Genomic DNA, 26,978 nt, shown 5'->3' with positions numbered 1-26,978 from the left:
TCCTACGTCGCCTGTACGTCCCGTTCGCGGGTGTCGAAGAGTGTGTGTACCGTTTCCCTCGTCGTTCGCGATGGTTCGTGGCTCCGATCGAACGCCACAGCTACGTCGCTCGAGCCGAACCAGTTGTCTATGAGCGAAACCGACGTCACCGACCTGTACGAGGAGTTCGGCGACGACCGAGTGCCGCCCGGCCAGCGCGAGACGTCGGCGTTTCCTGTCCTCTCGAAGGGCGAAACGCCCGCGTTCGATCCGGGTAGCTGGGAGTTTACGGTCACCGGCGCGGTCGAAACCGAGCTATCGTTTTCCTGGGACGAGTTTCGCGACCTGCCCTCGGTCACGCAGCGCCAGGACTTTCATTGTGTCACGGGCTGGAGCAAGCTCGACTGTCGGTTTACCGGGGTGTCGTTCCTCGAACTCGCCGAGCGAGCCGGCGTCATCGAGGCCGGCGACGAGGGACGGACGACGGGACGAGAGACGCCCTCGGGGCGGGCCGTTCACGTCCTCTTTTCGGCACTCGACGGGTATACGACCGACCTGCCGCTCGAGGATTGTCTACGCGAAGAAGTCCTGTTCGCGTGGGGGTACGACGGTGAGGAGCTGCCCTCGGACCATGGCGGCCCGCTTCGGGTCGTGACACCGCATAAGTACGCCTACAAGGGGGCAAAGTGGGTCGACGGTATCGAGTTCTGTACGGCGCCGACGCTTGGGTACTGGGAGCGACGGGGCTACTCGGAGACGGCCAACCCGTGGGCGGAGGAGCGATATAGTTAGGCTGAAGGCACATCGGTCCTGACCTGTGTTCGATGGACCGTACGTCGGGTGAGAAGGGGCTCGCGGCTGGCGTCCCGCCGAGCGACGGTGAGGCGTCGACCGACCTCGTCAGCTACAGCCGCGAACTCGAGGACGTGTCCCTCCGTGCGATCGTCGACGATACCGCGCGGTCGCGGATCCAGTGGGCGGCTCCCGACGGCCTCGAGATTGCCGGTCGAGGAACTGCCGTTCGTTTCACTGCGACGGGCGCGGACCGATTTACCGCCCTCCGGACACAGGCCGACACAACGTTCGACTCACTCACTCACAACGGCCCGCGGGTCGCCAGACCGCGGGCATTCGGCGGGTTCGCTTTTCACGATACACACGACCCGACACCACCCTGGAGCGGGTTCGAAGCCGCGTCGTTCGTCGTCCCACGACTCTCCGTTACTCGGAGTCCCGACGGCGATACCTGGCTCACCGCCGTCGATACCGACCCCGACGCTGCGACCGACCGACTCGCAGAGTGGGCCCACACGCTCGCGGAGACGCCGCCGATGCAGCCGGTCGGCTCGCGTCCCGGCGTCGCCTCGACACGACGGCCGACCTCGCCGGCCGCCTGGGCCGACGGCGTCACCGCCGCGCTCGATCGGATCGACGGCGGCGACCTGACGAAGGTCGTTCTCGCCCAATCGCTTTCGGTACGTCTCGCGGAACCGATCGAGGTTCCAGACACCCTCGAGCGACTGCGGCGAGAGTATCCGAACTGTTATCGATTTCTGTTGAACCAAGAGGGGTCGGGGACGTTCTTCGGTGCCCCGCCGGAACAATTGGTGTCGAAACGGGGCGATCGGGTCGACACCGAAGCGCTCGCCGGATCGGTTCCCCGCGGCGAGACGCCCGAAGCCGACGACGAACACGCCGAGCGGATGCTCGACGACGACAAGCTCCGCCACGAACACGACCTCGTCGTCGACGCGATCCGCACTCAGCTCGCCCCCTTCGCAGACGACCTCACGGTCGCCGACCGAACGATTCGACGGCTGGCGACGATTCAACACCTCCACACGCCGATTGCCGCGACTATCGACGCCGACAGCCACGTCCTCGAGCTCGTCGAGGCGTTACATCCGACACCCGCGGTCGGCGGTGTCCCGCCGGACATCGCTTGGCAAACGATTCGAAGGACCGAACCGTTCGATCGCGGTTGGTACGCCGCACCGATCGGCTGGTTCGACGGCGACGGCGACGGCGAGTTCGCGGTTGGCCTCCGATCGGGCGTCGCGACCGACGAGACGGTCACCCTCTTTGCCGGCAACGGTATCGTCGCCGACAGCGACCCCGCCGAGGAGTGGGACGAAGTACAGCTCAAATTCCGCCCGGTACTCGATCAACTGAAACGATGACGGCGCCGAATCCAGCCACCCTGTGGGGTCGCGTGCTCGTCGAGGAACTCGTGGCCGGTGGCCTCGAGGCCGTCTGTATCGCACCGGGGAGTCGATCGACCCCGCTGACGGTCGCGTTCGCCCAGCATCCCGACGTTACCGTCTACTCCCATCTCGACGAGCGTTCGGCATCCTTTTTCGCGCTCGGGCGCGCGAGACGAACCGGCGAGCCGACGGCGCTGGTCTGTACGTCGGGTACCGCGGCGGCGAACTTCCACCCGGCGGTCATCGAGGCGGATCGGGCGCGGGTTCCGCTGCTCGTGTTGACCGCCGACCGTCCCCACGAGTTGCGAGACAGCGGGGCCAACCAGACGGTCGATCAGGTCAAACTCTACGGTGACGCCGTCCGGTGGTACGCGGAGCTTCCCGATCCCGAGGCCGACGAGCGGAAGGTCAGAAGCCTTCGAACGACTGCCGCTCGCGCACTCGCCAACACGGGTGGGGTAGACCCCGGCCCCGTCCACCTCAACTGTCCGTTTCGCAAACCTCTCGAGCCGATCGAGGTTCCCGACGCCGTTCCGGACGAGTTCGGGGAGAGCCTCGCCGGCCAGGGCCGAGACGGCCCCTTCGTCGAGACTGCCGGCGGTTCGACGACGCTCGCGGACGGACAGATCGAGACGCTCGCGGACGCGCTCGAAGCCGCGGATCGGCCGCTGATCGTCGCCGGGCCCGCCGATCCCGCCGCTTTGCAGGCGCTTTCGTGCGAGGATGTCGTCACCGTGGCCGACCGGGTCGGGGCACCGATCCTCGCCGATCCGCTGTCAGCACTGCGGTTCGGCGACCACGTCGGGACCGAATCGATCGCAGATAGCCGTTCTGGCGGGCTGATTTTCGGCGGGTACGACGGCTACATCGACGAACTTCCGGCGCCGGATGTCGTCGTCCGCTTCGGTGCCTCGCCGACGTCGAAGCGACTGCGTCACACGCTCGGCGATGCCGACTGCGAGCAGTATCTGCTCGACCCGGCCGGCGACTGGCGCGAGGCGACGTTCACGGCGACGAACTTGCTCGAGACCTCGCCTGCAGCCGCGTTCGATGCAGTTCGTGAAATCCTCTCGGAACGATCCGAGTCGACTACTGACGCGACACCCGACGCGCCCGCTCGAGACGCAAGCGATGACTGGATGACCCACGTTACCGACGCGGAGCGTCGTCACTGGGCGATACGAGACGCGGCGACCGACGCGAGCGAATTCGAACCCAATCCCTTCGAGGGAGCGATTCTCGGCGCCGTCTTCGAACACGCGCCCGACCCGTCGACGGTGTTCGTCTCGAACAGTATGCCGATTCGGGACGCGGATCGATTCGCCCGCCCGCGGGCGGCCGACGTGACTGTCCTCTCGAACCGCGGAGCCAGCGGTATCGACGGTATCACGAGTACGGCTCTCGGCGCGGGCAGTACCGCGGCCGAACCGCTCGTACTCGTCACCGGCGACCTGGCCTTCTATCACGACTCGAACGGCCTGCTCGCGATCGAACGCTGTGGCGTCGACGCGACGATCGTCGTCCTCGACAACGACGGCGGCGGCATCTTCCACAAACTACCGATCGAGGGGTTCGACCCGCCGTTTACGGACCAGTTCAAAACCCCACACGGCCTCGAGTTCGACGGGCTTGCCGACACGTACGGCCTCGAACTCGAGTCCGTCGATCCCGTCGAGTTCGTCGATGCGTACCGTCGATCGCTCGCGGCCGATGGGACGCAGGTGCTGGTCCTCGAGTTCGATTCGGCGGCCAGCCATCGGCGTCGGGAAGCCCTCGACCGACAGGTTCGCGAGGACGTACGCGCAGACACCCCGTAACGACAGTCGACACGCGATCAGGGTCGAAGCGTCCACCAGAGACCGAGTGCGTAGCCGAAGGGGATCCAGACGAACCCAAGCGCGAGGAGTCCACGTAACGATGTCGGCTCGGCGAGATCGAACTGTCCCATCCCGACGGCGAAGGCGAGACTCCAGGTTCCAAAGACCGCGGCCGCGATACGTGGCCGCAAGAGGACGTACGCGACGATGCTGAGCGTACACGCCGCGAGAATCGCGTTGACCACGGTCGGAAACAACGTCGTGAGACTCGAGGTCACCAAAACGGGATAGAGCACCCAGAGACACCCCATCGTCACCGCCGTGGTATGTGAGAGTGGCTGTCCCTCCCACTCGAGGTCGATCTCGCCGTCCCAGTCGTGGACGCTGTATCGAAACTCTGCGGATTCGTCGCCTTCGGCGGGTGTGTCCGCGGAGCGTCGGCGCTCATGAGTTGGGTCCTGAGACGATGTGCCGTCGGCATCGAACGACCGGGACTGCCGTTTCTGCGTCGTTGCCCTCTGTTGCTGTCGGTCGGTCGTACGGGTACTCGCGGTTCGACTGGTCGTCGTCCGCGACCGGTCCTGGGCGGATTCGGTTCGTCGCTCCGTCGCCGCGCTCGAGGTTGCCTCGGTCCGTCGGGTCGTCGATCGACCTGCCGATGGGGACTCGCCGCTCGAGTCGTTGCCTGTCGAGCTGGAATCTCCGTCGTATTGGGCAAGCCGGACGTAGGCGTCGTGGCCAAGTCGGTCGTATCGTGCCCGTTCGGTTCCGTCGGTCAACACCGACTTCGCTCGAGCGACCCGTTGAAATTGCTCGGTCGCGTTCGGCGCGTCGTTGTGGTCCGGATGGGTCTCGAGGACGCGGTCGCGATAGGCAGCCTGGATTTCGTCGCGAGAGGCGTCCGGATCGATCTCGAGGACGTCGTAGTACGACTCGGCCATCCGTTCGCTCGATTTGTTTTCGACGGTGAAAATCACTCGGGCCGATAGCCGATCGACCGTATCGATACGTGTTTCCCAACTATAGTAGCCACTGCAAATCACTGCACACCTGATCGCACGACGAACGCGCGGTTCGGAGAACAGCGTGAGCGAGAACTGCGGCAAAGCGAATAGCGCGCAATCGTGATTCCGCGGCCCATGCGAGCGGGTCCTCGGCCCGCGAGCAGACGGGGAACGGCGTGACCCGTGATACGGATTGCTGTAACGGTTTATCGGTGCAACCGCAGGACGGGACGCGGTTGCACCGGAAACGACGTACAGTAAACCGTATGAGTGGGCTGTGCGATCAGTGTGTAACTAGTTGCAGTTGGTACTATACTGTTTTCCGTGTCGTCGTTGTGGACGACCGACAGACAACAGATAAACTCTCAATCGCTATACCGAATCCCTCGTTCGCGAACGAGATCGGCGGCGATGTCGCTGCCCTTTACGCAGGCAACCGTTCCGAGCCCCGGCCACGTCGTATCGCCAGCGAGGTAGAAGCCATCGACGCCGATATCCTGGGGAACGGCGTGTTGGTTGGTGTTCGAGAGCGTCTGTCGATAGCCGCCGACCGCCCCGCGAGGACGGTTCGTAAACGCCTCGTAGGTGACGGGAGTCCCGACCTCGGAGACGACCGGATCGGTCGCCAGCTCGGGATAGACCGTCCGCGCCTGCGAGACCAGCCGTTGACCGATCGCGGATTTCCGGCGCTCGTAGGCCTCGGATGCGAGATCCTGCCAGGGCTCGACGTCACAGTGTGTCGAGAGCATCACGGCTCGGTGGCCCGGCGGTGCACTTCTGGTGTCGTCCGCGGCCGATACCGTGACGAACATGTTGTTGCCCGCCCCCAGCGGTTCGTCGTAGGACGCCAGTAGCTGGTGGTGCGTGATCCCGTGGTCGGCGACTTCGGCTTCGGGAACGCCCAGGAAGACGACGACCGCACTCCCCCGGTGATCGCGAAGCATCTCGACGTGCTCGTCTAGTCTGTCGCCGACGATCCCCGAGGCGATCCGTTTCGTCAGGTCGATCGGCACCGCGCTGACGACTTGGGCCGCTCGATACGAGTCGGTCTCCGTCTCGAGTCGAAAATCCCCCGCCAAGCCGATCACCTCGGTCACCGTTCGATCGGTCTCGAGCACGCCCCCCAGATCGGCGTAGTGATCTGCAAACGCCGTCCAGAAGCCGTACATGCCACCGGTCGCGCGGCCGAGACCCGCCCTGCGGATGGTCGTTCCCAACACCGCGTTGAAAAGCGGGGCCTCCTCGAGCGTGGCGTGGACGGTATCCTCGACGAGCATCGCAAGCCCGTGTCGAAGCGCCGTGTCGTCGTAGACGCCGAATTTCCGCATCGCGTCGGCCATCGTGGAACGGCGGTATCTGACGATCGGTAGATCGCGAAGTCCGACGGCGCGCAGATTTCGAACGAGGTCGGCGACGGACTGGATCGGGAGTGCCACGTCCCGTCTGGTGAGTCGCCAGAGCGTCGCCGAGAGGTCGTCGACGAACTGATAAAAGGCCAGGTGGCGCTCGTCGTCGCCGAACGTCGCCCGTCGTTCCCGATCCCAGCGCTGCTGATCGCGATACAGCGTCGCCCTGCGATCCGGAAGCCAGAGTTTGTAGGCGTCCTGGACATCGATCGCCGGCGGTTCGAAGTCGATCGCCTCGAGCAACTGGCCGCCGACGCCGCCGTCCCGGAAGTCGACCAGCGTCGTGGCTCCGACATCGAACGCGAAGCCATCCTGTCGATAGTAGCCGGCACAGCCGCCGACGTGATCGTGTTGTTCCAACACGAGCGTCGAATAGCCGTCCGCCTGCAACCGCGCTGCCGTGCTCATGCCTGCGACGCCGCCACCGACGACGGCGACGTCGAACTGCGTCTCGGTCATCGTTTCCGACACTACCGACGAGCGGTACAAAATGACACTCCCCGTCCAAATCAGTACCGTCGACACGCCGTGACGATCCCGTCGCGGTCGTCATCCAGCGATCGAGTCCCCCTTCGTCACCCGACGATAGGATCCGCCTCGTCTCGATACGCTCGAAAGGTCTCTCGAGCGGCCTGCTGAACGGCGTCGGCTTCCGTCTCGAGGGTCGCCTGGAGCACGCCGCCGTCGTAAGCACCGAGTACGACGCGGTCCGCACATTGAAGGAGGCCAAAGGGGACCTCGTCGCGGACGGCGAGCGAGACGTCGGCGAGGGTGCCGGCGAGTGTGACGCCACCCCGCAACTTGGCACAGAACTCGTCGTAGGCTGGCTCGTTCACGACGGCCTCGACGGTCGCTCCGTCTCGAACCCGCGCGACGAGCGGGCGAACGTACAGCGGTGAGGCGACGGGTGCGAGCAGTCTAATATGCGTCGCGTCCTCGAGGGCGTCGATGACGTGAGAGACGGGTGCGTGGGGCTGGCACTCCCGGCGAACCGTGGCTGTCCCGTCGACCGTCTCGAGGTCGACGCCGATCGCGTCCGTCGGAAACGCATCGAGAAAGGTCGCAAACGATCGGTAGTCCGGCACGGCCTCGAGCACCGTGAAGAGCTCGGGGGCGAGCAACTCGGCGTACGTCGTCGCGCGGTAGGTCCGTCCCTCGCTGGTTGCCAGTCCCGCTTCCTCGAGCGCCGAAAGCGTTCGCGATACGGTTCGTCGAGAGGTCGCGAGACAATCGGTCAGTTCGGCGGTGTTCGCAGGGCCGTCCTCGAGCAGGTGCCGGAGCACGCGCAGGCGAACTGGTGATCGCGTGAGCATCGAGAGCGTCTCGAACCCGTCCATGAACTGTCATCGTCGCTATACTATCAAAAGTATTCCTCTCGCCGGAGGTGTCACTGAACAGCTCTCGATTGGGTATCTGAGTCGTCCGGCTGTAGATCGTCCGACGAGAACCTATATCTGGTATCGGTTCCGAACTCGAGCCAATGGTTTCGCAAATCTTCGACGCCGACCGGTGGGAGCCGGTGACGGCTCTCGACGACGAGTTCGACGACATCACGTACCACCGCGCGGTCGACTCCGGGACGGTTCGGATCGCGTTCGATCGCCCGGACGTTCGCAACGCCTTCCGCCCGGGGACCGTCGACGAACTCTACGATGCGCTGGATCACGCCAAGCGCCAGACCGACGTCGGCTGCATCCTCCTGACGGGCAACGGCCCCTCGTCGAAAGACGGCGGCTGGGCGTTCTGTTCCGGCGGCGATCAGACCATCCGCGGCGACGACGGCTACCAGTACGAGGGCGACGAGGAGCGGGCCTCCGAACAGGGACGACTGCACATCCTCGAGGTCCAACGTTTGATCCGACACATTCCGAAGGTCGTCGTCTGCGTGGTGCCAGGGTGGGCCGTCGGCGGCGGTCACTCGCTGCACGTCGTCTGTGACATGACCCTGGCCAGTGCGGAGCACGCCAAATTCCTCCAGACCGATCCCGACGTTGCGAGCTACGACGCCGGTTTCGGATCAGCCTACCTCGCCAAACAGATCGGCCAGAAGAAGGCCCGCGAGGTCTTCTTCCTCGGAAAGACCTACGACGCCGACGAAGCCGCCGAGATGGGCATGGTCAACGAGGTCGTTTCCCACGACGAACTCGAGGAAACCGCCCTCGAGTGGGGCGAGCGCATCAACGCGAAGAGCCCGACGGCGATGCGGATGTTGAAATACGCGTTCAACATGACCGACGACGGGATGGTCGGCCAGCAGGTCTTCGCGGGCGAGGCGACTCGACTCGGCTACATGACCGACGAAGCCGCCGAGGGCCGAGACGCCTTCGTCGAGGGACGCGACCCCGAGTTCGACGACTTCCCGTGGCACTACTGAGACGGTTTACTGTAAGTCATTGCCGGCGCAACCGCGACCCGGGCGGCGGTTGCGCCGGTAAATCGTTACAGCAATCCGTATGAGACGGACCACAGGTACTCTCTTCGGTCTCGACCGTCTCGCAGCGGGAGCGTCCCGCGGCACCGACCGACCTGGTGGCGTCACAGACGCCAGAAGTTTTTGTCGACGAAAGTAAACCATTTCACTGTCAGTCCCCGACTTGCTCGCAGTGACGCTTCCGGATCGGTCCTCGCTCTCGCGACGTGACTACGTCCGCGGACTCGTTGCAGCCGGCGGCGCGACCGCGCTCGGCGCCTGCCTCGACGTGACGAGCGACGGCCCCGAACCGGACGTTCCGTCGGGCACCGACGACCCGGCCTCGTTGCCCGACCGCCAACACGCCTGGAACGATAGCCTCTCGACAGACGCCGACGGCACTATCCAGTTACCCGAACACCACGTCCTCTGTCCGCTGGCGCTGTCCGACGCTATCGCTGACGGCACCGACATCGACGACGAGCGTCGCGAAACGGTCGAAGCGGGACTTCAGACGCTCGAGCGAGCCTACGAGTGGAGCAACGAGGGGCTCGTCTTTACGATCGGCTACACGCCAGCGTACTTCGCGCGCTTCGATGACTCGCTGCCCGACTCGGTCGACCTTCCCGATCCCGAGGCACTGACGGCCCAGGAGACTCCCGAGTTCGACGAGTTCGACGCGCTGCTCCACCTCGCGAGCGACCATCCGTCGGTCGTCCTCGAGGCCGAGGAAGGCCTGTTTGGCGACCGCGAGCAACTCAACGGACTCGAGGTCGAAACTGACCTCTCGGATGTCTTCGATCGGGTCGTACAGCACCGCCGGACTGGATTCATCGGGGAAGGGTTACCCGCCGAACACGCGGATGTCGACGGTGTCCCCGACTCGATCCACGAGAATGCGCCTTTCTTCATGGGCTTTCGTTCCGGTTTTGCCGACAGTCAGGCGACCGAGGATCGGGTTACGATCGAGGACGGCCCCTTCGCCGGCGGGGCGACGATGCACGTCTCCTCGATGGCGATCAACCTCACCCAGTGGTTCCAGCAGGAAAATCACTACCAGCGCGTCTCGAAGTTGTTCAGCCCCGACCACGCCGACGAGGAACTGGCCGGCGAGTACGGCGAAGCGCTTGGTGGCTCGAGCGCGATGACGCCCGATCGAATCGACGCGACCGAGGCCGACGCACGCGAACGCGGCGTCGTCGGCCACGCCCAGAAGGCCGCTCGCGCTCGCGAGGACGGCGAACCGCTCCTCCTGCGGCGGGATTTCAACACCGTCGACGGCGACCAGCCGGGGCTGCACTTCGTCTCGCTGCAAGATGAAATCGACGCGTTCGTGCGCGTCCGCGAGGCGATGACCGGTACCGACCTCGAGGTCGCCCGGGCCAACAGCGGGATCCTCCACTACCTGTTCGTGAATCGGCGGGGTAACTACCTGCTTCCGGCGCGAGACGCTCGAGCAGTGCCGACACCGACGTCCGACAGCACAGACGTATGACCAACGATACTCGAACTGACCTATCTATGCCCAGGCCGCACACGTTCGACCGACGGACGTTCGTTACCCGAACAGGAACAGCAACTGCAGCGCTCGCACTCGCCGGCTGTCTCGAATTCGGCGAAGAAACTGACAACGGCGCGGAGCTCGAGACGGCGCCGGAGGTTATCGAAGTCGAGGACCCGCCCGCCGCGGTCTACATTCCGACCCACCGCGAGGCGATGCGGATGCTCGATCCAATCGAGGCAGGTGACATCGCCATCGCCCCCATGCTTTCGTATCCACACCCGTTCTGGATCGTCGCCGGAAGCGGCGAGGACGCGATCGAACGCGTCGAACCCGAGGACGGCCGCGGCGTCCACATGATGTTCACGGTCTGGGACCGCGAGACGGGCATCGTCTTGCCGGTCGACGACGGCGCACGGGTCACCGTCGAACGAGACGGCGAACAGGTCGGCTCACCGCTGTCGCCCTGGACGATGATCTCCCAGGAGATGGGCTTTCACTTCGGCGACAACGTCTCGCTCCCCGCGGACGGCGAGTACACCGTCACGGTCGAACTCCCGCCGATCTCGACCACCACGACCGGCGCACTCGAGGATCGCCTGACCGATACCGAGACGGCGACCTTCGAGTTCACCTACGACGAGGCGTTCCGCGAGGAGGTCGTCGGCGGCGTCGAATATTTCGACGAGAGTTTCTGGGGGACGACGGGCGCACTCGAGCCGATGGATCACGGCGACCACGGCGATCACGACGACCACGACCACCAGAGTGGTGACGACCATCACGGCGATGACCACCATGACGATGGTAACCACGACGGTCACGGTACAGCTGACGAGCATCACGAATCCGCAGACGGTCACGGCGATCACGACGACCACGGCGAGCACGACGACCACGACGACCACGGCGAGCACCACCAGCACGTCCCCTACTCCGCGCTGGCGCGCATCGGGGAGTATCCTGGAACGATCCTCCGCGAGCCGGCTGCTGTCGACGACGGCGTCCCCGCCGAGAACGCGGACCTGCCCCGCAGCGGTGACGCCGCCGTTCTCGTGACCGTCCTCGAGTCGGGCTCGCGTCTGGCCGACGGCGACGAGGGGTATCTGCTCGTCTCGCCGCGAACGCCGTACAACCGGGTCCCGCTCGCGGATATGGCCCTGAGCGTGACGATCGAACGTGACGGGGGTGAGACGGCAGAGCTGTCGCTCACCCAGACGATCGACGGCGAGTACGATCTCCACTACGGAGCGTCGGTCGAGGCTCTCGAGGCCGGTGATTCAGTCACGGTTACGATAGACTCCCCACCTCAGGTCGCACGTCACCAGGGCTACGAAACGGCGTTTCTCGAGATGGAGGACCTCGAATTCGTCGTTCCAGAGGTGGACGGCGAATGAGCGAGCAGTCCCGTCTCCCATCGTCGGTTCTGCCCCTCGTTGTGGTCATCGTACTGTCTTGTCTCGCGGTTGGACTGCTGGCGACCCCAGCACTTGCCGGGGACGGGGCGACGATTTTCGAAGTCCATCCGGACGAAGTCGACGCCGACGCCGGTGAGACGATCACCGTCGATATCATCGTCAACGAACACGGCGACCTCCACGCGAACGGGATCGACGCCCTCTCGTTCGACCTCGAGTACGACGCCGACGTTCTCACCGCAACGGAGGTCGAACACGGCTCGATGCTCGCCGCGGGCGACGACGACGCGACGGTCGACGGAATGACCGACATCGACGACGATGCAGGCGTCGTCACGGTCAGCCAGCAGCGCGAGCCGTCCGGTGACGGCGCTCGAGGACGGGAGTCCGCGGCGACGGTCACGTTCGAGATCGACGACGACGCCGAGCCGGCGAGCGAGCCGCTCGAAATCGTCGACGCGTCGGCGACGCTCGTCTCCTCGGATTATCCCCAAACTGCAGTCGAGTTCGACGGCACGGTCCACGTCGAGGGCGGCGACGAGACTGACGATGGCGAATCTGGGGACGGAGTGGACGACGTTCCCGACGGCGTCACGATAGCCGACGATGCCGATATCGACTCGAGCGCCGACGATGGGGGAGGCGGTCAGACGGAGTCCGCCGGCGAGGACCCGGTTCCTGGGTTCGCTGTTGGGGCCGCTGTCGTTACACTTCTGGCGACGCTGCTCGTGATTGCGTCTCGCCGATTCCAGTGACGGTGGTGGGAACACGATCTCGAGTTCGGAAAAGCGGAACCGTTGGCCTGCAATGCCAACGTTGACACTCTTTCGTATCGGACACTCGAGGCAATGAGTACGGTCGAGACAGATATCTCGCGGACGAAGGCGTGGCTGATGGCGGCACGTCCGCAGACGCTGCCCGCGGCCGCGGCACCCGTTATCGTCGGGACGGGGGTAGCGATCGCCGAGGGCGTATTCGCCCCGCTTTCGGCGCTGTTTGCACTCGTCGGTGCGGCGTTAATTCAGGTGGGGACGAACTTCGCGAACGACTACTACGACGCGATCAAGGGGGCGGATACTGAGGACCGCGAGGGGTTTACCCGCGTCACGCAGTCGGGTATTATCTCGCCGGACCAGGTCAAACTCGCGACCGCACTGACCTTCGCCGCGGCGATACTCTCCGGGGTCTATCTGGTGTACGTCGGAGGCCTCCCGATTCTCGTGATCGGGCTGGTGAGCGTCTTCTGTGGCTGGGCCTACACCGGTGGCCCGTACCCGCTTGGCTATCACGGGCTCGGGGATCTCTTCGTCTTCGTCTTCTTCGGTATCGTCGCCGTGATGGGGACCTTCTACGTCCAGGCCGCGGCGGTCGCCCCCGTCGAGCCGCCGATTACGACGATCCCCGCCGGAACGGTCACACTCGAGGCGTTCCTCGCTTCCCTGCCGATCGCGGGGCTCTCGACGGCAATTCTCGTCGTCAACAACATCCGTGACAAGGAGACCGACACCGAGGCCGGCAAACGAACGCTCGCGGTACGACTGGGCTATCGCTGGAGCCGCGTCGAGTACGTCGCCATGCTCGCGCTCGCGTATCTCGTTCCGCCGGTGCTCTGGCTCGCCAGCGATCTCGGCGTTGGCGTCTTGCTCCCGCTGGTGACGCTGCCTTACGCCGGCGTTCTCGCTCGCACCGTCTGTACGCGAACGGACGGCGAGGCGCTCAACCCGGCGCTGGAGGGGACCGGCAAACTGCTCGCGATCTACGCGATCGTGTTCGCCGTCGGCGTGGTGGTCCTATGAGTACGGCGGTCGACGAGGACTTGCACCTCGAGTATCGCCCGTTCTCGCTGTCGCTTTCGGCCCCGCTCGAGACGGCCAACGGGACGATCGAGACGCGGGACGGCTACCTCGTTCGCATCGTCGACGAGAGCACCGCGGGGACGCCGGGGGACGGAGCGGCGCCGACGCCTGCCTCCGAGGGGACCGTCGGCTACGGCGAGGCGACGCCGCTTTCCGGCTGGACGGAATCCGGTGAGGACTGTGCAGACGCCCTCGAGCGCGCCCAACAAGCACTGACAGTGGGTGGACCCGAAGCGGCACTAGAAGCCGTCGACCGGCAGGTCGCGGCCAGACACGGCGTCGCGCTGGCCCTTGCGGACCTCCAGGCCTCGAGGGAGGCGGTTCCGCTGTATCGGTATCTCGGCCAGGAGACGATGGTCGGTCGGGTGCCGGTCAACGCGACGATCGGTGCGGGATCGGCGAACGACGCTGTGGCCGCAGCACACGAGGCTGTCGACGCCGGTTTTGCCTGTTGTAAGGTGAAGGTTGGCTCTCGCCCGCTCGAGGACGACATCGAGCGCGTCCGGCGCGTTCGTGATGTCGTCGGTTCGGCCGTCGAGTTGCGGGTCGATGCAAACGAGGCCTGGACCATTCCGGATGCCGAGCGGGCGATCGAGGCCTTCGCCGATCTCGACGTGTCGATCCTCGAGCAGCCGCTCCCGGCGGGCGCACTCGAGGGACACGCTGACCTCCGTGGCGAGGGCGTCGAGATCGCCCTCGACGAAGGCGTGCTCGAGCACGGGATCGACGCGATCTGTTCGGCCGAAGCCGCCGATGCGGTCGTCCTGAAACCGATGGCGCTGGGCGGTATTGACATCGCACGCCGGGTCGCAGCCTGGGTGTGCGAGATCGATCTGACGCCGATCGTGACGACGACGATCGACGGCGTCGTCGCTCGGACGGCCGCCGTCCACCTCGCGGCGGCGATCCCCGAAGTTCCCGCCTGTGGGCTCGCTACCGCCGACGTGCTCGCCGAGGATCTCGGGCCCGACCCGGTCTTGCTCGAGAAGGGTGCCGCTGTCGTCCCGCAGGCGAAGGGAATCGGCGCCGACGGAGTGTGGGAACCGTGATCGGGCCGACGACCGACTGGCCGACGCGGGATCTCCTCTCACACCGGGCGGCCGCGACGCCACAGCGAACCGCACTGATCGACGTCGCGACCGACAGGACCTGGACGTACCGGGAGTTCGACCACCGCGTCGACGCCGTCACGACAGCACTCGAGGCTGATTCTGGCGAGCGACTCGGGATCCTCATCGACACTCGCCCCGCGTTCGCGACACTGTTTTTCGCCGCGATGCGCCGCGGTGTGACCGTCGTTCCCCTGAACGTCCGCGAGACGACCCGGGAACTCGCGACGAAGGTCGAACGCACCGGGCTCGAGAGTATCGTCTGTGAGCGCGATACCGAAGCCGCGGCGCTTGACGTTGCAGACGCCGTCGCGGATGGCGGCCCGCCGTCGATCCGATCGGTCGACGAGCCAGGGGACGAACGGACCCAGTCGCTCGCGGTGGCCCACGAGGACCACTCGCCGACCCACTCGGCCGACGCCGCCGCAGTCGAACCGGCCCCCCTCGAGCGCGACGACACGATGCTCGTCATGTTCACCTCGGGCACATCGGGCGATCCGAAGGGTGTTCGACTGACGATCGGCAACCTCGTCGCCAGCGCGACCGCCTCGGCGTTCCGGCTCGGCGTCGGGCCCGACGATCGGTGGCTCTGCTGTCTCCCAACGTATCACATGGGTGGACTGGCACCGATCGTCCGCTCGACACTGTATGGCACCACAGCCGTGATCCAGCGCGAGTTCGACGCCGAGGACACCGCCCGCGTGCTCGAGCGCTTCGAGATCAGCGGCGTCTCGCTCGTGCCGACCATGTGCAAGCGGCTGCTCGCGGCTGGCTGGGAGCCGTCGGATGCGCTGCGGTTCGTCCTGCTGGGCGGCGCGCCGGCCTCGAGCGAGTTCCTCGAACGTTGTCACGAGCGGGCGGTGCCGGTGTATCCGACCTACGGCATGACCGAGACGGCCTCCCAGATCGCGACGGCGACACCCGCGGAGACGCGGGCCCACGAAGGGACCGTCGGCCAACCACTCGCGTTCACCGACGTGACGGTCGTCGACGACGACGGGAACGTCCGCGGCGCGGGCGACACCGGCGAACTCGTCGTGTCCGGGCCGACGGTGACACCCGGCTATCTCGAGGACGCCCACACCGACGCGGCGGTCACCGACCGGGGACTGCGAACCGGGGATATCGGTCGCCGGGATGAGGACGGCCGACTCTGGATCCTCAACCGCCGCAGCGACCGCATCGTCACCGGCGGCGAAAACGTCGATCCCGGCGAGGTGATTGACGCGCTCCGGAGCGCACCGGGCGTCGAGGCCGCTGCGGTCGTTGGACTCTCCGACCCCGAGTGGGGTGAACGCGTGGGGTCGCTGATCACCCCCGACGGCGCTGGGAACGGCGAGACGCTCGAGATTCGGTCCGTCCTCGATCACTGCGAGGATCGGCTCGCTGGTTTCAAGCAACCGAAGACGATCGCCGTCGTCGACTCGTTGCCCCGAACGGCGTCGGGAACCGTCGATCGCGAGGCCGCTCGAGCACGGGTACTCGAGGACGGCGTGGACATCACCGATCTGCCATAGCGTCGACCAAACTGGCGTTCCGCGAGACCCGGAGTTAAGGCGATCCCGCGCCTACAGCGACTCGTGTGTACACTGACGCTCGCCTGGCAGGTCTTCGACGACGTGCCCATCGCAGTGGCCGCCAATCGTGACGAGTCCCTCGATCGCGAGTCGTTCCCGCCCGGGATATACAGCGCGGACCCCGTGATCGTCGCACCGCGGGATGCGGACGCGGGCGGGACGTGGATCGGCTACAACGAGTACGGCCTGTTCGTCGGTATTACGAACAAGTGGACCGACACTGACCTGGCCAGCGACCGCTCTCGGGGCTTGCTCGTCGCCGACATCCTCGAGTGTTCGTCGGCGACTGCAGCGGCCGAGTTGCTCGAGGAAGAGACGGGCACGCGGGAGTACGACGGCTTCTATCTCGTCGTCGCGGACGCGAACGACGCGGTCTGTTATGCGTGGGACGGTGATCTCACCCGCACCGAGTTCGATCCCGGCGTCCACGTCGTGGTCAACGCCGCCGTCGACGACGAGGTCGACGCGCCACCCTCGCGTCGCGAAACGGCTCGAGCGCAGGCCGATAACGCTCGAGCCGTGCGCCGGGAGCTCGCCACGTCGACCGGAGAGACGGCAAGCAAATGGCTCGAGCGGGCTGGCGGCATCCTCGGCGATCACGAGTACGGCGTCTGTCTTCACCACGATGGCTTTGGGACGCGGTCGTCGTCGTTGCTGTCAGTCGGCGAGACGGGAAGCTACCGGTTTGCCGCCGGGCCGCCCTGTCGGACGAGGTACGAGTCGATCGATCTCGAGCGGACCGAGGGAAGTGGCAACCTCGAAGGGCACATTTAAGCGGCTCCCTCTCTCTCGTGTACGTATGGACGGACTCCGACCTGTCGCGGCGAACGCGGAGGGGTGGTCACCGTGAGCGCTATCGAAGCCGAAGCGGAACTCTCCGAGGACGAACGGGCTGGACTGGAACTCGTTCGCCAGACTGGCGGCATCCACCAGAGCGACTTCTGGAAGGAGCTCGATGTCTCCTCGCGCAAGGGGAGTCGTATCGTCGAATCGCTCGTCGAAAAAGAACTCGTCGACCGCGAAGAGACGGTCTACAACGGACACAACACCTACTACATCTCGCCGACCGCTCGCGACCTCGATTTCACGCTGTTGATGGCCGGTGACATGCTCTCGCCGTTTATCGGGGAGGAAGAGGTCGATCCCAACAGTGACGCCTTCTCCCAGTGGATCATGAACCTCGCCTACGAGGAGTAGTCCGCCTGAGGTCGAGTGCAGCGGTGTTTTCGCACCCGACGAGTGACCGCTACGTCTCGATCGGATGCTCGATGAAGACGAACGGATCGCGGCTATGATCGTCGGCCATACTGCGGCTATCGACGGCTTCGATAATTCGTCGGTGGACGTTGCAAGCGGCCAAACACTCCGTCGACGACAGATTATGCGACTCGCGAAGCTCGTCCCAGAACGCCGTCTCGAGCCAACACAACGTCTCCCGTGAGGACTGGTAGACGATGTCGGAACGCTCAAGCCGTCCGCTTGCGGTCAGGTCGTGACCGGCAATTTGTGCTCTTGCGAGGACGGCCACGAGCTGTCGTTTTGAAACCGGAGCATGGACCGCGACCTCGTCGACCGTCTCTCCGAAGTACTGTTCGACGAGGTCGCAAAGGCGGGCAAATTCGTCGAAGGAGACAGTCCACGCTCGTGTTTCGATCATGGTTCGGACGGGTAGTTACTACGACTAACCTCGATCATTTACAAAAGTATATCGTCCGTGCTTCGAGCCTGACGAGTCAAATCAGGCAATTGATTCCGGTAATATCCTACGAGAGTGCACTGCCAGCCCGGATCAGTTCGCGTTCGCCAAAGGCGGGCCCGACGAGTTGCAAGCCGACGGGGAGCCCGTCGGTTTCGCCCGCCGGGACAGAAATCGCCGGCAGATCCGCGAGATTGACCGGGACCGTGTTCGCGTCCGCGAGATACATCTGGAGCGGATCGTCGAGGCTCTCGCCGCGTTCGAACGGCGGGACGGGCATCGTCGGCGAGGCGAGTACGTCGGCTTCCTCGAGGACCCCGTCGAAGTCCTGTTTGACCCACGCACGGGCGTCCTGGGCCTTCTTGTAGTACTTGTCGTGGTAGCCAGCCGAGAGCGCGTAGGTGCCAAGCAGGATGCGGCGTTTGACCTCGTCGCCGAAGCCTTCCTTGCGAGCCGTTGCGAACGTCTCGTTCCAGTTCCCGTCGTAGCCGCCCGACTCGCCGTACCGAACGCCGTCGAAGCGAGCGAGGTTCGAGGAGGCTTCGGACATCGCGATCACGTAGTAGGCCTCGACGGCGTGTTCGACCGACGGCAGCGAGACCTCGTGGTAGCTCGCGCCCTGGGATTCGAGGTCGTCGATCGCGTCCCAGAAGGTGTCGACGACGCCCTCGTCGGCGCCCTCGAGCAGTTCGGTGGGGACGCCGATGGAGAGCCCGTCGACATCGCCGGTCGCCGCGTCGGCGTAGCTGGAGTCGCTCTCGCCGTCCGCGGGCGGTTCCCGAGTGGTGGCGTCGCGGTCGTCCGGCCCTGCGATGACGTCGAGGGTGGCGGCGGCGTCCTCGACGCTCGTCGCGAAGGGACCGATCTGCTCTAAACTGTTGCCGTAGGCGACGAGGCCGTAGCGCGAGACCAGCCCGTAGGTGGGTTTGATACCGACGACGCCACAGAACGCGGCCGGACAGCGAATCGAGCCGCCGGTGTCCGAGCCGAGTGCGACGTCTGCCTCGCCAGCGGCGACGGCGGCAGCGGAGCCCCCCGAGGAGCCACCGGGGACGTGACCGGGTGCGGCCGGGTTCTCCGTCGCGCCGAAGGCCGAGGTCTCGGTCGTCGTTCCCATCCCGAACTCGTCCATGTTCGTCTTGCCGACGATGGTCGCGCCGGCATCTTTCAGCCGGGAGACGACGGTGGCGTCGTAGGGCGGCACGTAGTCGTCCAACATCGCTGACCCGCAGGTCGTCAGTATGCCCTCGGTCGAGATATTGTCCTTGACGGCGACGGTCGTGTCCGCGAGCGGGCCGTCCTCGACCCCGTCGATCGTCTCCTCGGTGATGAAAATGTTCGCCGACATGTTAGGAGACGTTCGGGCCCTTGAAGTAGCCATCCTCGGTTTTGGTCGCGTTTTGCAGTGCCTCCTCGCGCTCGAGGGTGTCTCGAACCTCGTCCGGTCGCATCACGTTCGCGAGGTCGGCCTCGCGGTCGACTTCCGGCACCTCGTCTAACGTCTCGAAGTAATCGAGAATGTCCGCGAACTGCCGGGCGAACTGGTCGACCTCGTCGTCGGCGAGGTCGACGCGTGCCAGCTCCGCGACGTGGCGGACCTCCTCGGGACTGACGGCGTCGTCGCTCATACGTGTTCGAATCGGGTTCCGGGGAGTAAGCGTTTCGATGTCGCCGTTAGATTCGACTGCGCTCTTGTGACGTAGATTGTTGGTGACTCGGCGTGCAGTTTCGAGGATTGTTTTGAGCGCTACTTTCCTGGTTTTCGATAGACATGACGGCGAGGTTGGAGCGCTTTGAGAGACGACCTAAGCTTGTCCGTGGAGACGCCTTGGTGGAGCGAGAGCCAGATCGTGCTAGCAAATCTGTGACAGCAGATTCGCGGCCCGACGCTCCGAGACGAACGCCTTCAATGGGCACATGTTTTGTCAGACCACGCGAATGCGCTACCCCCCTATTCCGCTGTGACTTCCAGCTACCGCTGAGAACTGACCACCAATTCGCTACCCAAGAGCGTTCGACTGGGACATGCAGCGGCCCGCCGATCCGCGCAACTCCCGCTCCGTACTCGGTTTTTACCCCGCTGTACGACCGCAGTATTTAAGTGCTTGAGGCCCGTTACTGTTCCCGCTAGAACGTTTTCGATCGACGGTTGGATTCGTTCAATACAATGACTGATTCCACGATCCGAACTCGCAGCGACGAGCGGCGCCAGGCCGACCAGACGGAGTCGGCCGAACGCCAGGAGGGCGACCGCGAGCAGTGTCCCGAGTGTGACGGTCGCCTCGTCTCCGACGCCGAACACGCAGAGACCGTCTGTGAGGACTGCGGGCTGGTCGTCGAGGAAGGCGAGATCGATCGCGGCCCCGAGTGGCGCGCCTTCGACGCCAGCGAGAAAGACGAAAAGTCCCGCGTCGGCGCGCCGACGACCAACATGATGCACGACCAGGGACTCTCGACCAACATCGGCTGGCAGGACAAAGACGCCTACGGCAAGTCCCTCTCGAGTCGCCAGCGCCAGAAGATGCAACGGCTGCGTACTTGGAACGAGCGGTTTCGCACGCGTGACTCCAAGGAGCGCAACCTCAAGCAGGCACTGGGCGAGATCGACCGCATGGCGAGTGCGCTCGGCCTCCCGGAGAACGTCCGCGAGACCGCGAGCGTCATCTATCGGCGCGCCCTCGAGGAGGATCTGCTGCCCGGCCGCTCGATCGAAGGCGTCGCGACTTCGGCGCTATACGCCGCGGCCCGTCAGGCCGGGACCCCGCGCAGTCTCGACGAGATTTCGGCCGTCTCCCGCGTCGGCAAGGACGAAATCGCTCGCACCTACCGCTACGTCATCCGAGAACTGGGACTCGAGGTCCAGCCGGCCGATCCCGAGAGCTACGTGCCGCGATTCGCGAGCGATCTCGAGCTCTCAGACGAGACCGAACGCCGCGCACGACAACTGCTCAAGACCGCGAAAGACGCCGGCATCCACAGCGGTAAGTCGCCGGTCGGCCTCGCCGCTGCGGCCGTCTACGCCGGCGCACTGCTGACCAACGAGAAGGTCACCCAGAACGACGTCAGCGAGGTCGCGAGTATCTCGGAAGTGACGATACGCAACCGGTATCACGAACTGCTCGAGGCCGAAGAGGGCGCACCAGCCTGAGATCGCCGACCGCGCTTCTAACGACTAATTAACTCGTCGTAACGTCTCACTACGCTACCAGTCACGTCCCTAATCGGTCCATACTCAAGAGGGATTCCGTGGCTGGCGCCAGTATGGAGTGCGATACCTGTGCAACCGAGGGCGAGATCGCGTACACGCTAACGACATACGTCGAACGAAACCCGAGTGAACAGATCGATCTGCACTTTTGCTCGAGCGACTGTCTCGACGTCTGGACGTGATTCCGGGACGGACTTTCCCAGCATCGACCTACGGAAGGGCGTCGTCGACGACTGTGACCGCGTCTGACGCTGCGCGAGCGAGTGCTTCGATCCAGACGTATGGCCTCGGCAATCGCGCGTCGGTCGGGGTCGGCGTCGGACCCGACGGTCGTGTCCGGATCGTCGAACCGAGCGACGAGTCGGGAGGCGCTCCAGCGCTCGAGGGGCGACGCCGCGGCGGCGAGATCCTCGATGGCATCGATAGCACTCGCTCGGTTTTCGCCCAGGGCATCGCCGTCGGCCGGAAACATATCGTCACCGTCGTCGATACGGTCGCTGATCGCCGCTATAGCGTCGAGTCCCGCCACTGCCCAGTACGTCGACCGGAGGGTGTGTGCCGGGTGCGAGACGGTTGTGTCCGGCCAGGCGAGTGGTTCGAATCGAATCTCGTCGAAGTGGTCGTACAGTTCGCTCGAGAGGAGTCGAGCGCTGGGTTCGTCTCGGGGCGGGTCCCGTGAGAGGAGATCCGCCGTCGACGGCGACCGGTGCGGGTAGTCGACGCTCTCGCCGTAAAATTCACGAAATCGCTCGTGGACCGTCGACTCGAGGGCCTCGAGGGCCGCCGTGAGATCGTCCTCGATCGGTCGGGACTGCTCGAGGCTGCCGACGTAGCGTTCGCGGAGGTGATCGCCTCGCGGATCGCGCCGTTCGGAACGATGTCGTCCGTCAGTGGTTCCGGAATCGGCTCGAGGTGGCTCTCGACACGGTCGGCAACTGCCTCGAGTTGCTCGTCGGCGATGTCGACGGGGATCACGGCCGGTCGGTCGGGCACCGATCGGTCCGTCACCGACTCGAGGCCGCTGTCGTCGAACGACGGCGGGTCGTCCCAGTAAGAGCCCCGGCCGCGGTCGAGACAGCCGGCCAGCGCGAGGGTTCCGACGGCGCTCCCGATCGTCGTCAGCGCCCGTCGTCTGGAGGGCGGTCGCCTCATCCGCCGGCCTCCGATGCGTTCGGCTCGATCGTCTCGTACGCCGTCTCCGAATCCCGACACGGGGTTCGGCCGCTCGAGCCGCCGCCTCGAAACGCCATCGAGATCGGTTCGGGCAATCGGATGCAGAGTCCGATCTGTTCTCGCCTGTCCGCGACACAGTCGTCGTCGGGCGGTCGAAGTTCGCGACAGTAGTCGTAGCCGACGCTATTTCCGTCCCAGGAGACGGCCTGAATTCGATACTGCATACAGGATTCGACGCCGACGTGGGCCACGTAGATCGTCTCCGCGTCGAAGTCCGTCTCGGCGAAGAACTCGCGTGTCGACTCGACGTGATCGTCTGGAACGCCGGCGCCGAAGCCGAGACCGTCGGCCTCGGACTGGCTGGTTACGAGCGACCGACGAAGGCGACCCCTCGAGCCATCGGCATCGTCGCGGGCCGAGAGCAGCACCGGTTCCCCCTCGGGATTACGCGGCTGGTGGACGGCCGGATCGTGTTCAGTGCCACGCGACCCGCCGCCCGACCCGCCGTTCGACGGCGTACTCGCGTCGTCCGGTGGCGGGCTCGCGTCCGTGCAGCCGGCCAGTCCGGCCGCGACGGGGAGAGTCGTCCGGAGTAACTGTCGTCGGGTCGGGGACATACCTCGCCGTCGTGTCGGCCGTGATAAATATTTTCGGTCCCGACTCGAGTGCGGCGTAACGAAAAAAGCGACGCGGACGATCGATTCGAGCGCGGCTACGGATCGTCGTCGTAGACATCGGGGTTCGGTTCGCCTTCGACATCGATCACCCCCATCATGCCCTTGTGGAGCACTCGCGAGAGCGCGTGGTCGACGAGTTTGATCGGGCCGGGCACGGGCAGTTCCATTTCGCCGGCCACGACCGTCCCGGGGGCGATCGGCGCCGTCTCGACGTTCTGGCCGGGGTCCGAGAGTAAGTCGCCGTCCCGGTAGAGCCTCGACCAGACGTTGCCGATCGGATGGAACGCGCTCGTGAGGTTCGGACCGCCGTTGGCGAAGTACACCCGAACCGTCTCGCCGACTTCGGCGTGGACCGGGCCGTGCTGGCCGTCGTCGGTGAAGGCGTAGGCCTCGCCGTTCAGGAGGACGTAGGTCGGATCCTCGTCGGCCGAGGCGTCGAAGTCGAAGCGGTGGTGGCCGTCTTCGCCCGTCTCGCCGTCGGTGTACAGTTCGTGCTGACCGAAGTAGAACTCCCGATCGACTTCGGGGAGCCCCTCCTTCGGTTCGACGAGGATCGCGCCGAACATCCCCAGGCTGATGTGCTGGTCCATCGCCGGGACCGCACAGTGGTAGATGTGGATGCCGGGATATCGCGTCTGGAAGCGAAGTCGCGCCGGCTCGTCGCCGGGTGCGATCGTCGTCGCCTCCGCGCCGCCGCCCGGGCCGTAGACCGCGTGGAAGTCCACGTTGTGGACGTCGCGGTTGTGGTCGTCGGGCACCTCGAAGGTCAGGTCGATCGTGTCACCTTCGCGAACCCGGACCATCGGGCCCGGGATCTGCCCGTCGTAGGTCATGTACCGGATGGTGACGCCGGGTTCGATCTCGGCGGTGACCTCGATGGTCTCCATCGTGATCTCGTGCGTTCGCGGCTCGTCCCAGTCGACCGGGGGCGGAATATCCGTCGGATCGGCCGCAACCGTCTCGACGTCGACCGCTTCGGCCGGGGGAAGCCCCTCGTCGTCGTCGGTCGCCTGCGGTTCGTCGTCGGTCCCCGACGCCGAACTCTCGAGGCAGCCGGCAACTGCCACCGCGCCGGTCGCTCCAACACCTTGCATGAACGTTCGTCGATTGATTGTTGTGACGGTCATTGGTCTTCTCCTCAGTTCGACGTATGGGTGTCTATATGTTCAGCCAATCGATGATTCCTTTCGAGAGAGAAAAGCGGCGAATCGGTTCGGCCTGAGGTATATAAAGCCACGACGTTTGCACCGTCGATCGGCACGGCTCACCTTCAAGGGGTTACGCAAAGCCATTCGAGTATGGAACCGACGACGGCCACGAGTGACGCGCTTCCGACGGACGTTGGGTCGAGAACCGACCGCGAGGGACACGGCGTCGACCTCCATGCGGTCGTCGCCGGCGAGGAGACCGATCCTCTCGTTGTCTTCTTACACGGGTTTCCGGAATGGTGGTACACGTGGCGGGACCAACTCGAGCCGTTCGTCGACGCCGGCTATCGGGTTCTCGTCCCCGACCAGCGTGGCTACAATCTGAGCGACAAACCGCAGTCGGTTCGAGCCTATCGACAGTCGGAACTCGCTCGAGATATCATCTCGCTGATTCGGTCCGAGGGTCGTGAGAGCGCCCACGTCGTCGGCCACGACTGGGGTGGGATGATCGGCTGGTATCTCGCGCTCGAGTATCCCGCGGTCGTCGATCGACTCGCGGTCGTCAACGCCCCGCACCCGACCGCATTTCGACGGCAGCTGCTCTCGAACCCCGAGCAGATTCGCCGGAGCTGGTACGCGTATGTATTCCAGCTCCCCTGGCTCCCCGAGCGAGTTTGTCGACACGACGACTATCGGGTGCTCGAGCGCACCCTTCGGTCTACGTCCGCCCCGGGAACCTACACCGACACGGCTGTCGCCCACTACCGTCGGACCTGGAGTCAGGACGGCGCACTGACGGGCATGTGCAACTGGTATCGAGCGAGCGCCCGCTATCCACCCGACCTATCGCGCGACAGGGTAGCCCCACCGACGCTCGTTATCTGGGGTGAAGACGATTCGGCGCTCGTCCCGGCGTTGGCCGTCGACAGTTACGACTTCTGTGCGGACGCTCGCCTCGAGTTGCTTCCCGAAACGAGTCACTGGGTTCCCCGCGAACGGCCGGCGCGAACGACATCGCTCTTGCTCGAGCACCTCCACAAATAGAGACTTGCCCACCCGAGGCGGGACACCCACGCCGTGTTTCGGTTAGACGGCGGGATCCCAGATGACGGTCACGACCTCCGCCTCGAGTTCGACGGTCTCGTACGCGTAGCCTCGATCCTCGAGTTTCGGGAAGAGAAACTGCGGGACTCGGTCGTTGCGCTGGACGAGGACCGTCTCGTCGGGAACCTCGGTCAGTAGCTCGAGCGTCCGTTTGAGCGGTGTTGGTGGACCCAGCGATCGGACATCCAGCGTTTCGCGGGGCCGGTCTTGCGGTGCGTCGGTTCGGTCGGCGACGGAGGTTACAGTGGACATTGCTGCGGTGGGGGGTCGGTATCGGCGGTCGGTGAAACGTGATTAGTGTCGGTGGTCGACGGTTGGTGGTGACTACGGCGCTCGTTTGGGGAATCGTGCGACGAATTTCTCGGGTTCGACGCGTTCGACCTCGTAGCCGTCGTCGTCGAACGCCGGCACTTCGGCCTGGAACTCGTAGAACAGTGGCTTTGGCTCGTGGTCATTGACGATCGTCAACGTCTCACCCGGCTCGAGATCGTCGAACGCGTCGTGGATGGTCGGATGGCGGTTCACCGGCGGTATATCCCTGACATCGAGTCGTGTCATGCGGTTTGATATCGGTGCGTACTCGCTGTCCGTGTTGTCGCGAACATCTTCCCCTACGCCCGTTCTATACGGACGTGCCACAGATCCGCCGATTGTTGATCGCTCTCGTAGGCGAACCCGCGCGTCTCGAGGACATCGTAGAGTGGGACTGGTTCGAACGGAACGACAACCAGGAGTTCGTTGTCGCGCTCGAGGCTATCGAGCGCGGTCGTGATATCCTCGAACGGGGGGCCATCGATGTCGCGGATGTCGACTGTCCGGTCTGCTGAATGTGCTGTCATCACTCGAGGTATTGGGCCGTGGGGAGTTGGCTGTTCGTTCGAACGTGTTCGCCCGCTCGCGATTCCCAGTTCGTAAGAATACAGCCGTACATATTCGTCCCTAGACGGAGTAGGGGTGGATACGAAGGAATTTCTATGGCACAGGCAACACTGACGATCACTATGCCGGAGCAGGTCTGGATCCAGCAACTGTCGACGGACTATCCGGACGCAATCTTTCGCGTTCTGGCAGGCGTTCCCGGATCGAGCACCGGATTCGCCCTGGTCCGAATCACCGGACCGGCCGTTCCGGACGTGATCGACGATATGAACGACCATCCACAGATCACTGAACTGACACTCGCCCAGTGGAGCGACAGCGAGGCGACGGTCCACTTCGAGACGACGGCGCCGTTGTTGCTCTTTTCCTCCCAGGAGTCGGGCATGCCGATCGAACTGCCGGTCGAGATCAGCGACGGGGAGGCGACGATCGACGTGACTGGCTCGAGAGAACGGCTCGCCGAACTGGCCGACCAGCTCGAACAGTTCGGACTCCAGTACCGGATCGACCACGTTCGCGAGCGGCTTCACGAGAGTCAACTGCTGTCCGACCGCCAGCTCGAGGTCGTCGTCGCCGCGGTCGAGGAGGGATACTACGATACGCCACGTCGGTGCTCGTTGACCGACCTCGCGACCCACCTCGATATCGCGAAATCGACCTGCAGCGAGACGCTACATCGCGCCGAAGAAGCGATCATCAAGCGCTTCGTCGACGACGTTCCCGGCCTGGACGACGAATCGCTCGAGGAACAGCTTGCGCCACACGCCTCGACATAAGTATAGGCGAACATATTCGCCCCAATTCTCACGAGG

At 64.9% G+C, this 26,978-nt stretch carries 29 protein-coding genes and 1 pseudogene; 18 read left to right on the top strand and 12 right to left on the bottom strand.

From position 1 onward, the window contains the following. Window positions 1–129: 129 nt before the first annotated feature. The 3 genes from D8Y22_RS10295 to menD are packed head-to-tail and all read left to right on the top strand — an operon-like array spanning window position 130 to window position 4,000. Entirely contained in the window at window positions 130–771 is a 642-nt protein-coding gene (locus tag D8Y22_RS10295; protein ID WP_141464623.1) for a sulfite oxidase-like oxidoreductase, read from the top strand. 32 nt (window positions 772–803) lie between these two features. Then, window positions 804–2,159 carry an isochorismate synthase gene (locus D8Y22_RS10290; RefSeq protein ID WP_141464622.1) on the top strand — a complete coding sequence of 452 codons (1,356 nt, stop codon included), beginning with the start codon at window positions 804–806 and terminating at the stop codon, window positions 2,157–2,159. Further along, window positions 2,156–4,000, top strand: a complete 1,845-nt coding sequence (gene menD, locus D8Y22_RS10285) for a 2-succinyl-5-enolpyruvyl-6-hydroxy-3-cyclohexene-1-carboxylic-acid synthase (RefSeq protein WP_141464621.1) — start codon at window positions 2,156–2,158, stop codon at window positions 3,998–4,000. Before D8Y22_RS10290 ends, menD begins: the two co-directional genes overlap by 4 nt. 17 nt (window positions 4,001–4,017) lie before the next feature. Here menD and D8Y22_RS10280 read toward each other — a convergent pair whose 3' ends face one another. The 3 genes from D8Y22_RS10280 to D8Y22_RS10270 all read right to left on the bottom strand — a co-directional run bounded on the left by D8Y22_RS10280 (window position 4,018) and on the right by D8Y22_RS10270 (window position 7,747). Continuing rightward, a complete protein-coding gene (locus D8Y22_RS10280; RefSeq protein WP_141464656.1) occupies window positions 4,018–4,941 on the bottom strand; it encodes a J domain-containing protein in 924 nt (307 codons plus the stop codon). 428 nt (window positions 4,942–5,369) lie between these two features. Next, window positions 5,370–6,869 carry a phytoene desaturase family protein gene (locus D8Y22_RS10275; RefSeq protein WP_141464620.1) on the bottom strand — a complete coding sequence of 500 codons (1,500 nt, stop codon included), beginning with the start codon at window positions 6,867–6,869 and terminating at the stop codon, window positions 5,370–5,372. Window positions 6,870–6,985: 116 nt separating this feature from the next. Beyond that, on the bottom strand, window positions 6,986–7,747 hold the full coding sequence (locus D8Y22_RS10270) for a helix-turn-helix transcriptional regulator (RefSeq protein WP_141464619.1): 762 nt from the start codon (window positions 7,745–7,747) through the stop codon (window positions 6,986–6,988). Between the two features lie 143 nt (window positions 7,748–7,890). On the opposite strand from D8Y22_RS10270, the gene D8Y22_RS10265 reads away from it, so the two are divergent. The 9 genes from D8Y22_RS10265 to D8Y22_RS10225 all read left to right on the top strand — a co-directional run bounded on the left by D8Y22_RS10265 (window position 7,891) and on the right by D8Y22_RS10225 (window position 17,478). Further along, window positions 7,891–8,784 carry a 1,4-dihydroxy-2-naphthoyl-CoA synthase gene (locus D8Y22_RS10265; protein WP_141464618.1) on the top strand — a complete coding sequence of 298 codons (894 nt, stop codon included), beginning with the start codon at window positions 7,891–7,893 and terminating at the stop codon, window positions 8,782–8,784. A gap of 229 nt (window positions 8,785–9,013) precedes the next feature. Beyond that, window positions 9,014–10,315: a DUF7405 family protein gene (locus D8Y22_RS10260; protein ID WP_141464617.1), complete on the top strand. Its 1,302-nt coding sequence runs from the start codon at window positions 9,014–9,016 to the stop codon at window positions 10,313–10,315. A 26-nt stretch (window positions 10,316–10,341) separates the two neighbouring features. After that, on the top strand, window positions 10,342–11,718 hold the full coding sequence (locus tag D8Y22_RS10255; RefSeq protein ID WP_141464616.1) for a DUF7350 domain-containing protein: 1,377 nt from the start codon (window positions 10,342–10,344) through the stop codon (window positions 11,716–11,718). Continuing rightward, window positions 11,715–12,494 (top strand): cohesin domain-containing protein, encoded by a 780-nt coding sequence (locus tag D8Y22_RS10250; RefSeq protein WP_141464615.1) that lies wholly within the window; start codon window positions 11,715–11,717, stop codon window positions 12,492–12,494. The genes D8Y22_RS10255 and D8Y22_RS10250 overlap by 4 nt, the downstream gene beginning before the upstream one ends. A 93-nt stretch (window positions 12,495–12,587) precedes the next feature. Then, complete coding sequence (locus D8Y22_RS10245) at window positions 12,588–13,535, top strand: 1,4-dihydroxy-2-naphthoate polyprenyltransferase (RefSeq protein ID WP_141464614.1); 948 nt, start codon at window positions 12,588–12,590, stop codon at window positions 13,533–13,535. Next, window positions 13,532–14,644, top strand: coding sequence for a mandelate racemase/muconate lactonizing enzyme family protein (locus D8Y22_RS10240; protein ID WP_141464613.1), 1,113 nt, complete (start codon window positions 13,532–13,534; stop codon window positions 14,642–14,644). Before D8Y22_RS10245 ends, D8Y22_RS10240 begins: the two co-directional genes overlap by 4 nt. Then, window positions 14,632–16,221 (top strand): class I adenylate-forming enzyme family protein, encoded by a 1,590-nt coding sequence (locus D8Y22_RS10235; RefSeq protein WP_246084398.1) that lies wholly within the window; start codon window positions 14,632–14,634, stop codon window positions 16,219–16,221. The genes D8Y22_RS10240 and D8Y22_RS10235 overlap by 13 nt, the downstream gene beginning before the upstream one ends. A gap of 63 nt (window positions 16,222–16,284) precedes the next feature. Further along, on the top strand, window positions 16,285–17,055 hold the full coding sequence (locus D8Y22_RS10230) for an NRDE family protein (protein WP_141464612.1): 771 nt from the start codon (window positions 16,285–16,287) through the stop codon (window positions 17,053–17,055). A 72-nt stretch (window positions 17,056–17,127) separates the two neighbouring features. Further along, a complete protein-coding gene (locus D8Y22_RS10225) occupies window positions 17,128–17,478 on the top strand; it encodes a helix-turn-helix transcriptional regulator (protein ID WP_141464611.1) in 351 nt (116 codons plus the stop codon). A 49-nt stretch (window positions 17,479–17,527) separates the two neighbouring features. Here D8Y22_RS10225 and D8Y22_RS10220 read toward each other — a convergent pair whose 3' ends face one another. The 4 genes and pseudogenes from D8Y22_RS10220 to D8Y22_RS10205 all read right to left on the bottom strand — a co-directional run. After that, window positions 17,528–17,938 carry a hypothetical protein gene (locus tag D8Y22_RS10220; protein WP_141464610.1) on the bottom strand — a complete coding sequence of 137 codons (411 nt, stop codon included), beginning with the start codon at window positions 17,936–17,938 and terminating at the stop codon, window positions 17,528–17,530. Between the two features lie 106 nt (window positions 17,939–18,044). Then, window positions 18,045–19,325 carry an Asp-tRNA(Asn)/Glu-tRNA(Gln) amidotransferase subunit GatA gene (gene gatA, locus D8Y22_RS10215; protein WP_141464609.1) on the bottom strand — a complete coding sequence of 427 codons (1,281 nt, stop codon included), beginning with the start codon at window positions 19,323–19,325 and terminating at the stop codon, window positions 18,045–18,047. Between the two features lies 1 nt (window position 19,326). Next, the gene (gene gatC / locus D8Y22_RS10210; RefSeq protein WP_141464608.1) at window positions 19,327–19,605 is read right to left on the bottom strand and encodes an Asp-tRNA(Asn)/Glu-tRNA(Gln) amidotransferase subunit GatC; all 279 of its coding nucleotides are present in this window, start codon (window positions 19,603–19,605) and stop codon (window positions 19,327–19,329) included. A 93-nt stretch (window positions 19,606–19,698) separates the two neighbouring features. Then, window positions 19,699–19,844: pseudogene (locus D8Y22_RS10205) on the bottom strand (IS1595 family transposase); the annotation flags it as partial. A 300-nt stretch (window positions 19,845–20,144) separates the two neighbouring features. Between D8Y22_RS10205 and D8Y22_RS10200 the strand changes: the two are divergent. The 4 genes from D8Y22_RS10200 (at window position 20,145) to D8Y22_RS10190 (ending at window position 22,239) form a co-directional block, all read left to right on the top strand. Further along, window positions 20,145–21,125, top strand: coding sequence for a transcription initiation factor IIB (locus D8Y22_RS10200; RefSeq protein ID WP_141464607.1), 981 nt, complete (start codon window positions 20,145–20,147; stop codon window positions 21,123–21,125). 113 nt (window positions 21,126–21,238) lie between these two features. Then, window positions 21,239–21,367 carry a hypothetical protein gene (locus tag D8Y22_RS23140; RefSeq protein WP_281282392.1) on the top strand — a complete coding sequence of 43 codons (129 nt, stop codon included), beginning with the start codon at window positions 21,239–21,241 and terminating at the stop codon, window positions 21,365–21,367. A 53-nt stretch (window positions 21,368–21,420) separates the two neighbouring features. Beyond that, window positions 21,421–21,864 carry a hypothetical protein gene (locus tag D8Y22_RS10195; RefSeq protein ID WP_141464606.1) on the top strand — a complete coding sequence of 148 codons (444 nt, stop codon included), beginning with the start codon at window positions 21,421–21,423 and terminating at the stop codon, window positions 21,862–21,864. 72 nt (window positions 21,865–21,936) lie between these two features. Then, complete coding sequence (locus D8Y22_RS10190; protein WP_141464605.1) at window positions 21,937–22,239, top strand: hypothetical protein; 303 nt, start codon at window positions 21,937–21,939, stop codon at window positions 22,237–22,239. A 94-nt stretch (window positions 22,240–22,333) separates the two neighbouring features. Here the strand turns inward: D8Y22_RS10190 and D8Y22_RS10185 are convergent, their stop codons facing one another. After that, the gene (locus tag D8Y22_RS10185) at window positions 22,334–22,975 is read right to left on the bottom strand and encodes a hypothetical protein (RefSeq protein WP_141464604.1); all 642 of its coding nucleotides are present in this window, start codon (window positions 22,973–22,975) and stop codon (window positions 22,334–22,336) included. A gap of 95 nt (window positions 22,976–23,070) precedes the next feature. Next, a complete protein-coding gene (gene nirK / locus D8Y22_RS10180) occupies window positions 23,071–24,162 on the bottom strand; it encodes a copper-containing nitrite reductase (RefSeq protein ID WP_141464603.1) in 1,092 nt (363 codons plus the stop codon). A 171-nt stretch (window positions 24,163–24,333) separates the two neighbouring features. Between nirK and D8Y22_RS10175 the strand changes: the two genes are divergently transcribed. Continuing rightward, the gene (locus tag D8Y22_RS10175; protein WP_141464602.1) at window positions 24,334–25,227 is read left to right on the top strand and encodes an alpha/beta fold hydrolase; all 894 of its coding nucleotides are present in this window, start codon (window positions 24,334–24,336) and stop codon (window positions 25,225–25,227) included. A 42-nt stretch (window positions 25,228–25,269) separates the two neighbouring features. On the opposite strand, the gene D8Y22_RS10170 is transcribed toward D8Y22_RS10175, so the two are convergent. The 3 genes from D8Y22_RS10170 to D8Y22_RS10160 form a co-directional block, all read right to left on the bottom strand. Continuing rightward, window positions 25,270–25,539, bottom strand: coding sequence for a DUF2249 domain-containing protein (locus D8Y22_RS10170; RefSeq protein WP_141464601.1), 270 nt, complete (start codon window positions 25,537–25,539; stop codon window positions 25,270–25,272). A gap of 72 nt (window positions 25,540–25,611) precedes the next feature. After that, entirely contained in the window at window positions 25,612–25,845 is a 234-nt protein-coding gene (locus D8Y22_RS10165) for a DUF2249 domain-containing protein (protein WP_141464600.1), read from the bottom strand. A 53-nt stretch (window positions 25,846–25,898) separates the two neighbouring features. Next, window positions 25,899–26,126: a DUF2249 domain-containing protein gene (locus D8Y22_RS10160; RefSeq protein ID WP_141464599.1), complete on the bottom strand. Its 228-nt coding sequence runs from the start codon at window positions 26,124–26,126 to the stop codon at window positions 25,899–25,901. 135 nt (window positions 26,127–26,261) lie between these two features. Between D8Y22_RS10160 and D8Y22_RS10155 the strand changes: the two genes are divergently transcribed. Further along, complete coding sequence (locus D8Y22_RS10155) at window positions 26,262–26,942, top strand: helix-turn-helix domain-containing protein (protein WP_141464598.1); 681 nt, start codon at window positions 26,262–26,264, stop codon at window positions 26,940–26,942. The last annotated feature ends 36 nt before the right edge of the window (window positions 26,943–26,978 follow it).

Origin of the sequence: Salinadaptatus halalkaliphilus (assembly GCF_006543045.1) — an archaeon.
GTDB lineage: Archaea > Halobacteriota > Halobacteria > Halobacteriales > Natrialbaceae > Salinadaptatus > Salinadaptatus halalkaliphilus.
Note: the sequence above shows the minus strand (reverse complement) of the source record. Positions and strands in the feature narration are given on the sequence as shown.

What these genes read in the sequence shown, in the direction of transcription:
- D8Y22_RS10295 (WP_141464623.1), top strand. Translation starts at nt 130, where the DNA reads ATGAGCGAAACCGACGTCACCGACCTGTACGAGGAGTTCGGCGACGAC.
- D8Y22_RS10290 (WP_141464622.1), top strand. Translation starts at nt 804, where the DNA reads ATGGACCGTACGTCGGGTGAGAAGGGGCTCGCGGCTGGCGTCCCGCCG.
- menD (WP_141464621.1), top strand. Translation starts at nt 2,156, where the DNA reads ATGACGGCGCCGAATCCAGCCACCCTGTGGGGTCGCGTGCTCGTCGAG.
- D8Y22_RS10280 (WP_141464656.1), bottom strand. Translation starts at nt 4,941, where the DNA reads ATGGCCGAGTCGTACTACGACGTCCTCGAGATCGATCCGGACGCCTCT.
- D8Y22_RS10275 (WP_141464620.1), bottom strand. Translation starts at nt 6,869, where the DNA reads ATGACCGAGACGCAGTTCGACGTCGCCGTCGTCGGTGGCGGCGTCGCA.
- D8Y22_RS10270 (WP_141464619.1), bottom strand. Translation starts at nt 7,747, where the DNA reads ATGGACGGGTTCGAGACGCTCTCGATGCTCACGCGATCACCAGTTCGC.
- D8Y22_RS10265 (WP_141464618.1), top strand. Translation starts at nt 7,891, where the DNA reads ATGGTTTCGCAAATCTTCGACGCCGACCGGTGGGAGCCGGTGACGGCT.
- D8Y22_RS10255 (WP_141464616.1), top strand. Translation starts at nt 10,342, where the DNA reads ATGCCCAGGCCGCACACGTTCGACCGACGGACGTTCGTTACCCGAACA.
- D8Y22_RS10250 (WP_141464615.1), top strand. Translation starts at nt 11,715, where the DNA reads ATGAGCGAGCAGTCCCGTCTCCCATCGTCGGTTCTGCCCCTCGTTGTG.
- D8Y22_RS10245 (WP_141464614.1), top strand. Translation starts at nt 12,588, where the DNA reads ATGAGTACGGTCGAGACAGATATCTCGCGGACGAAGGCGTGGCTGATG.
- D8Y22_RS10240 (WP_141464613.1), top strand. Translation starts at nt 13,532, where the DNA reads ATGAGTACGGCGGTCGACGAGGACTTGCACCTCGAGTATCGCCCGTTC.
- D8Y22_RS10220 (WP_141464610.1), bottom strand. Translation starts at nt 17,938, where the DNA reads ATGATCGAAACACGAGCGTGGACTGTCTCCTTCGACGAATTTGCCCGC.
- gatA (WP_141464609.1), bottom strand. Translation starts at nt 19,325, where the DNA reads ATGTCGGCGAACATTTTCATCACCGAGGAGACGATCGACGGGGTCGAG.
- gatC (WP_141464608.1), bottom strand. Translation starts at nt 19,605, where the DNA reads ATGAGCGACGACGCCGTCAGTCCCGAGGAGGTCCGCCACGTCGCGGAG.
- D8Y22_RS10200 (WP_141464607.1), top strand. Translation starts at nt 20,145, where the DNA reads ATGACTGATTCCACGATCCGAACTCGCAGCGACGAGCGGCGCCAGGCC.
- D8Y22_RS23140 (WP_281282392.1), top strand. Translation starts at nt 21,239, where the DNA reads ATGGAGTGCGATACCTGTGCAACCGAGGGCGAGATCGCGTACACGCTA.
- D8Y22_RS10185 (WP_141464604.1), bottom strand. Translation starts at nt 22,975, where the DNA reads ATGTCCCCGACCCGACGACAGTTACTCCGGACGACTCTCCCCGTCGCG.
- nirK (WP_141464603.1), bottom strand. Translation starts at nt 24,162, where the DNA reads ATGACCGTCACAACAATCAATCGACGAACGTTCATGCAAGGTGTTGGA.
- D8Y22_RS10175 (WP_141464602.1), top strand. Translation starts at nt 24,334, where the DNA reads ATGGAACCGACGACGGCCACGAGTGACGCGCTTCCGACGGACGTTGGG.
- D8Y22_RS10170 (WP_141464601.1), bottom strand. Translation starts at nt 25,539, where the DNA reads ATGTCCACTGTAACCTCCGTCGCCGACCGAACCGACGCACCGCAAGAC.
- D8Y22_RS10165 (WP_141464600.1), bottom strand. Translation starts at nt 25,845, where the DNA reads ATGACACGACTCGATGTCAGGGATATACCGCCGGTGAACCGCCATCCG.
- D8Y22_RS10160 (WP_141464599.1), bottom strand. Translation starts at nt 26,126, where the DNA reads ATGACAGCACATTCAGCAGACCGGACAGTCGACATCCGCGACATCGAT.
- D8Y22_RS10155 (WP_141464598.1), top strand. Translation starts at nt 26,262, where the DNA reads ATGGCACAGGCAACACTGACGATCACTATGCCGGAGCAGGTCTGGATC.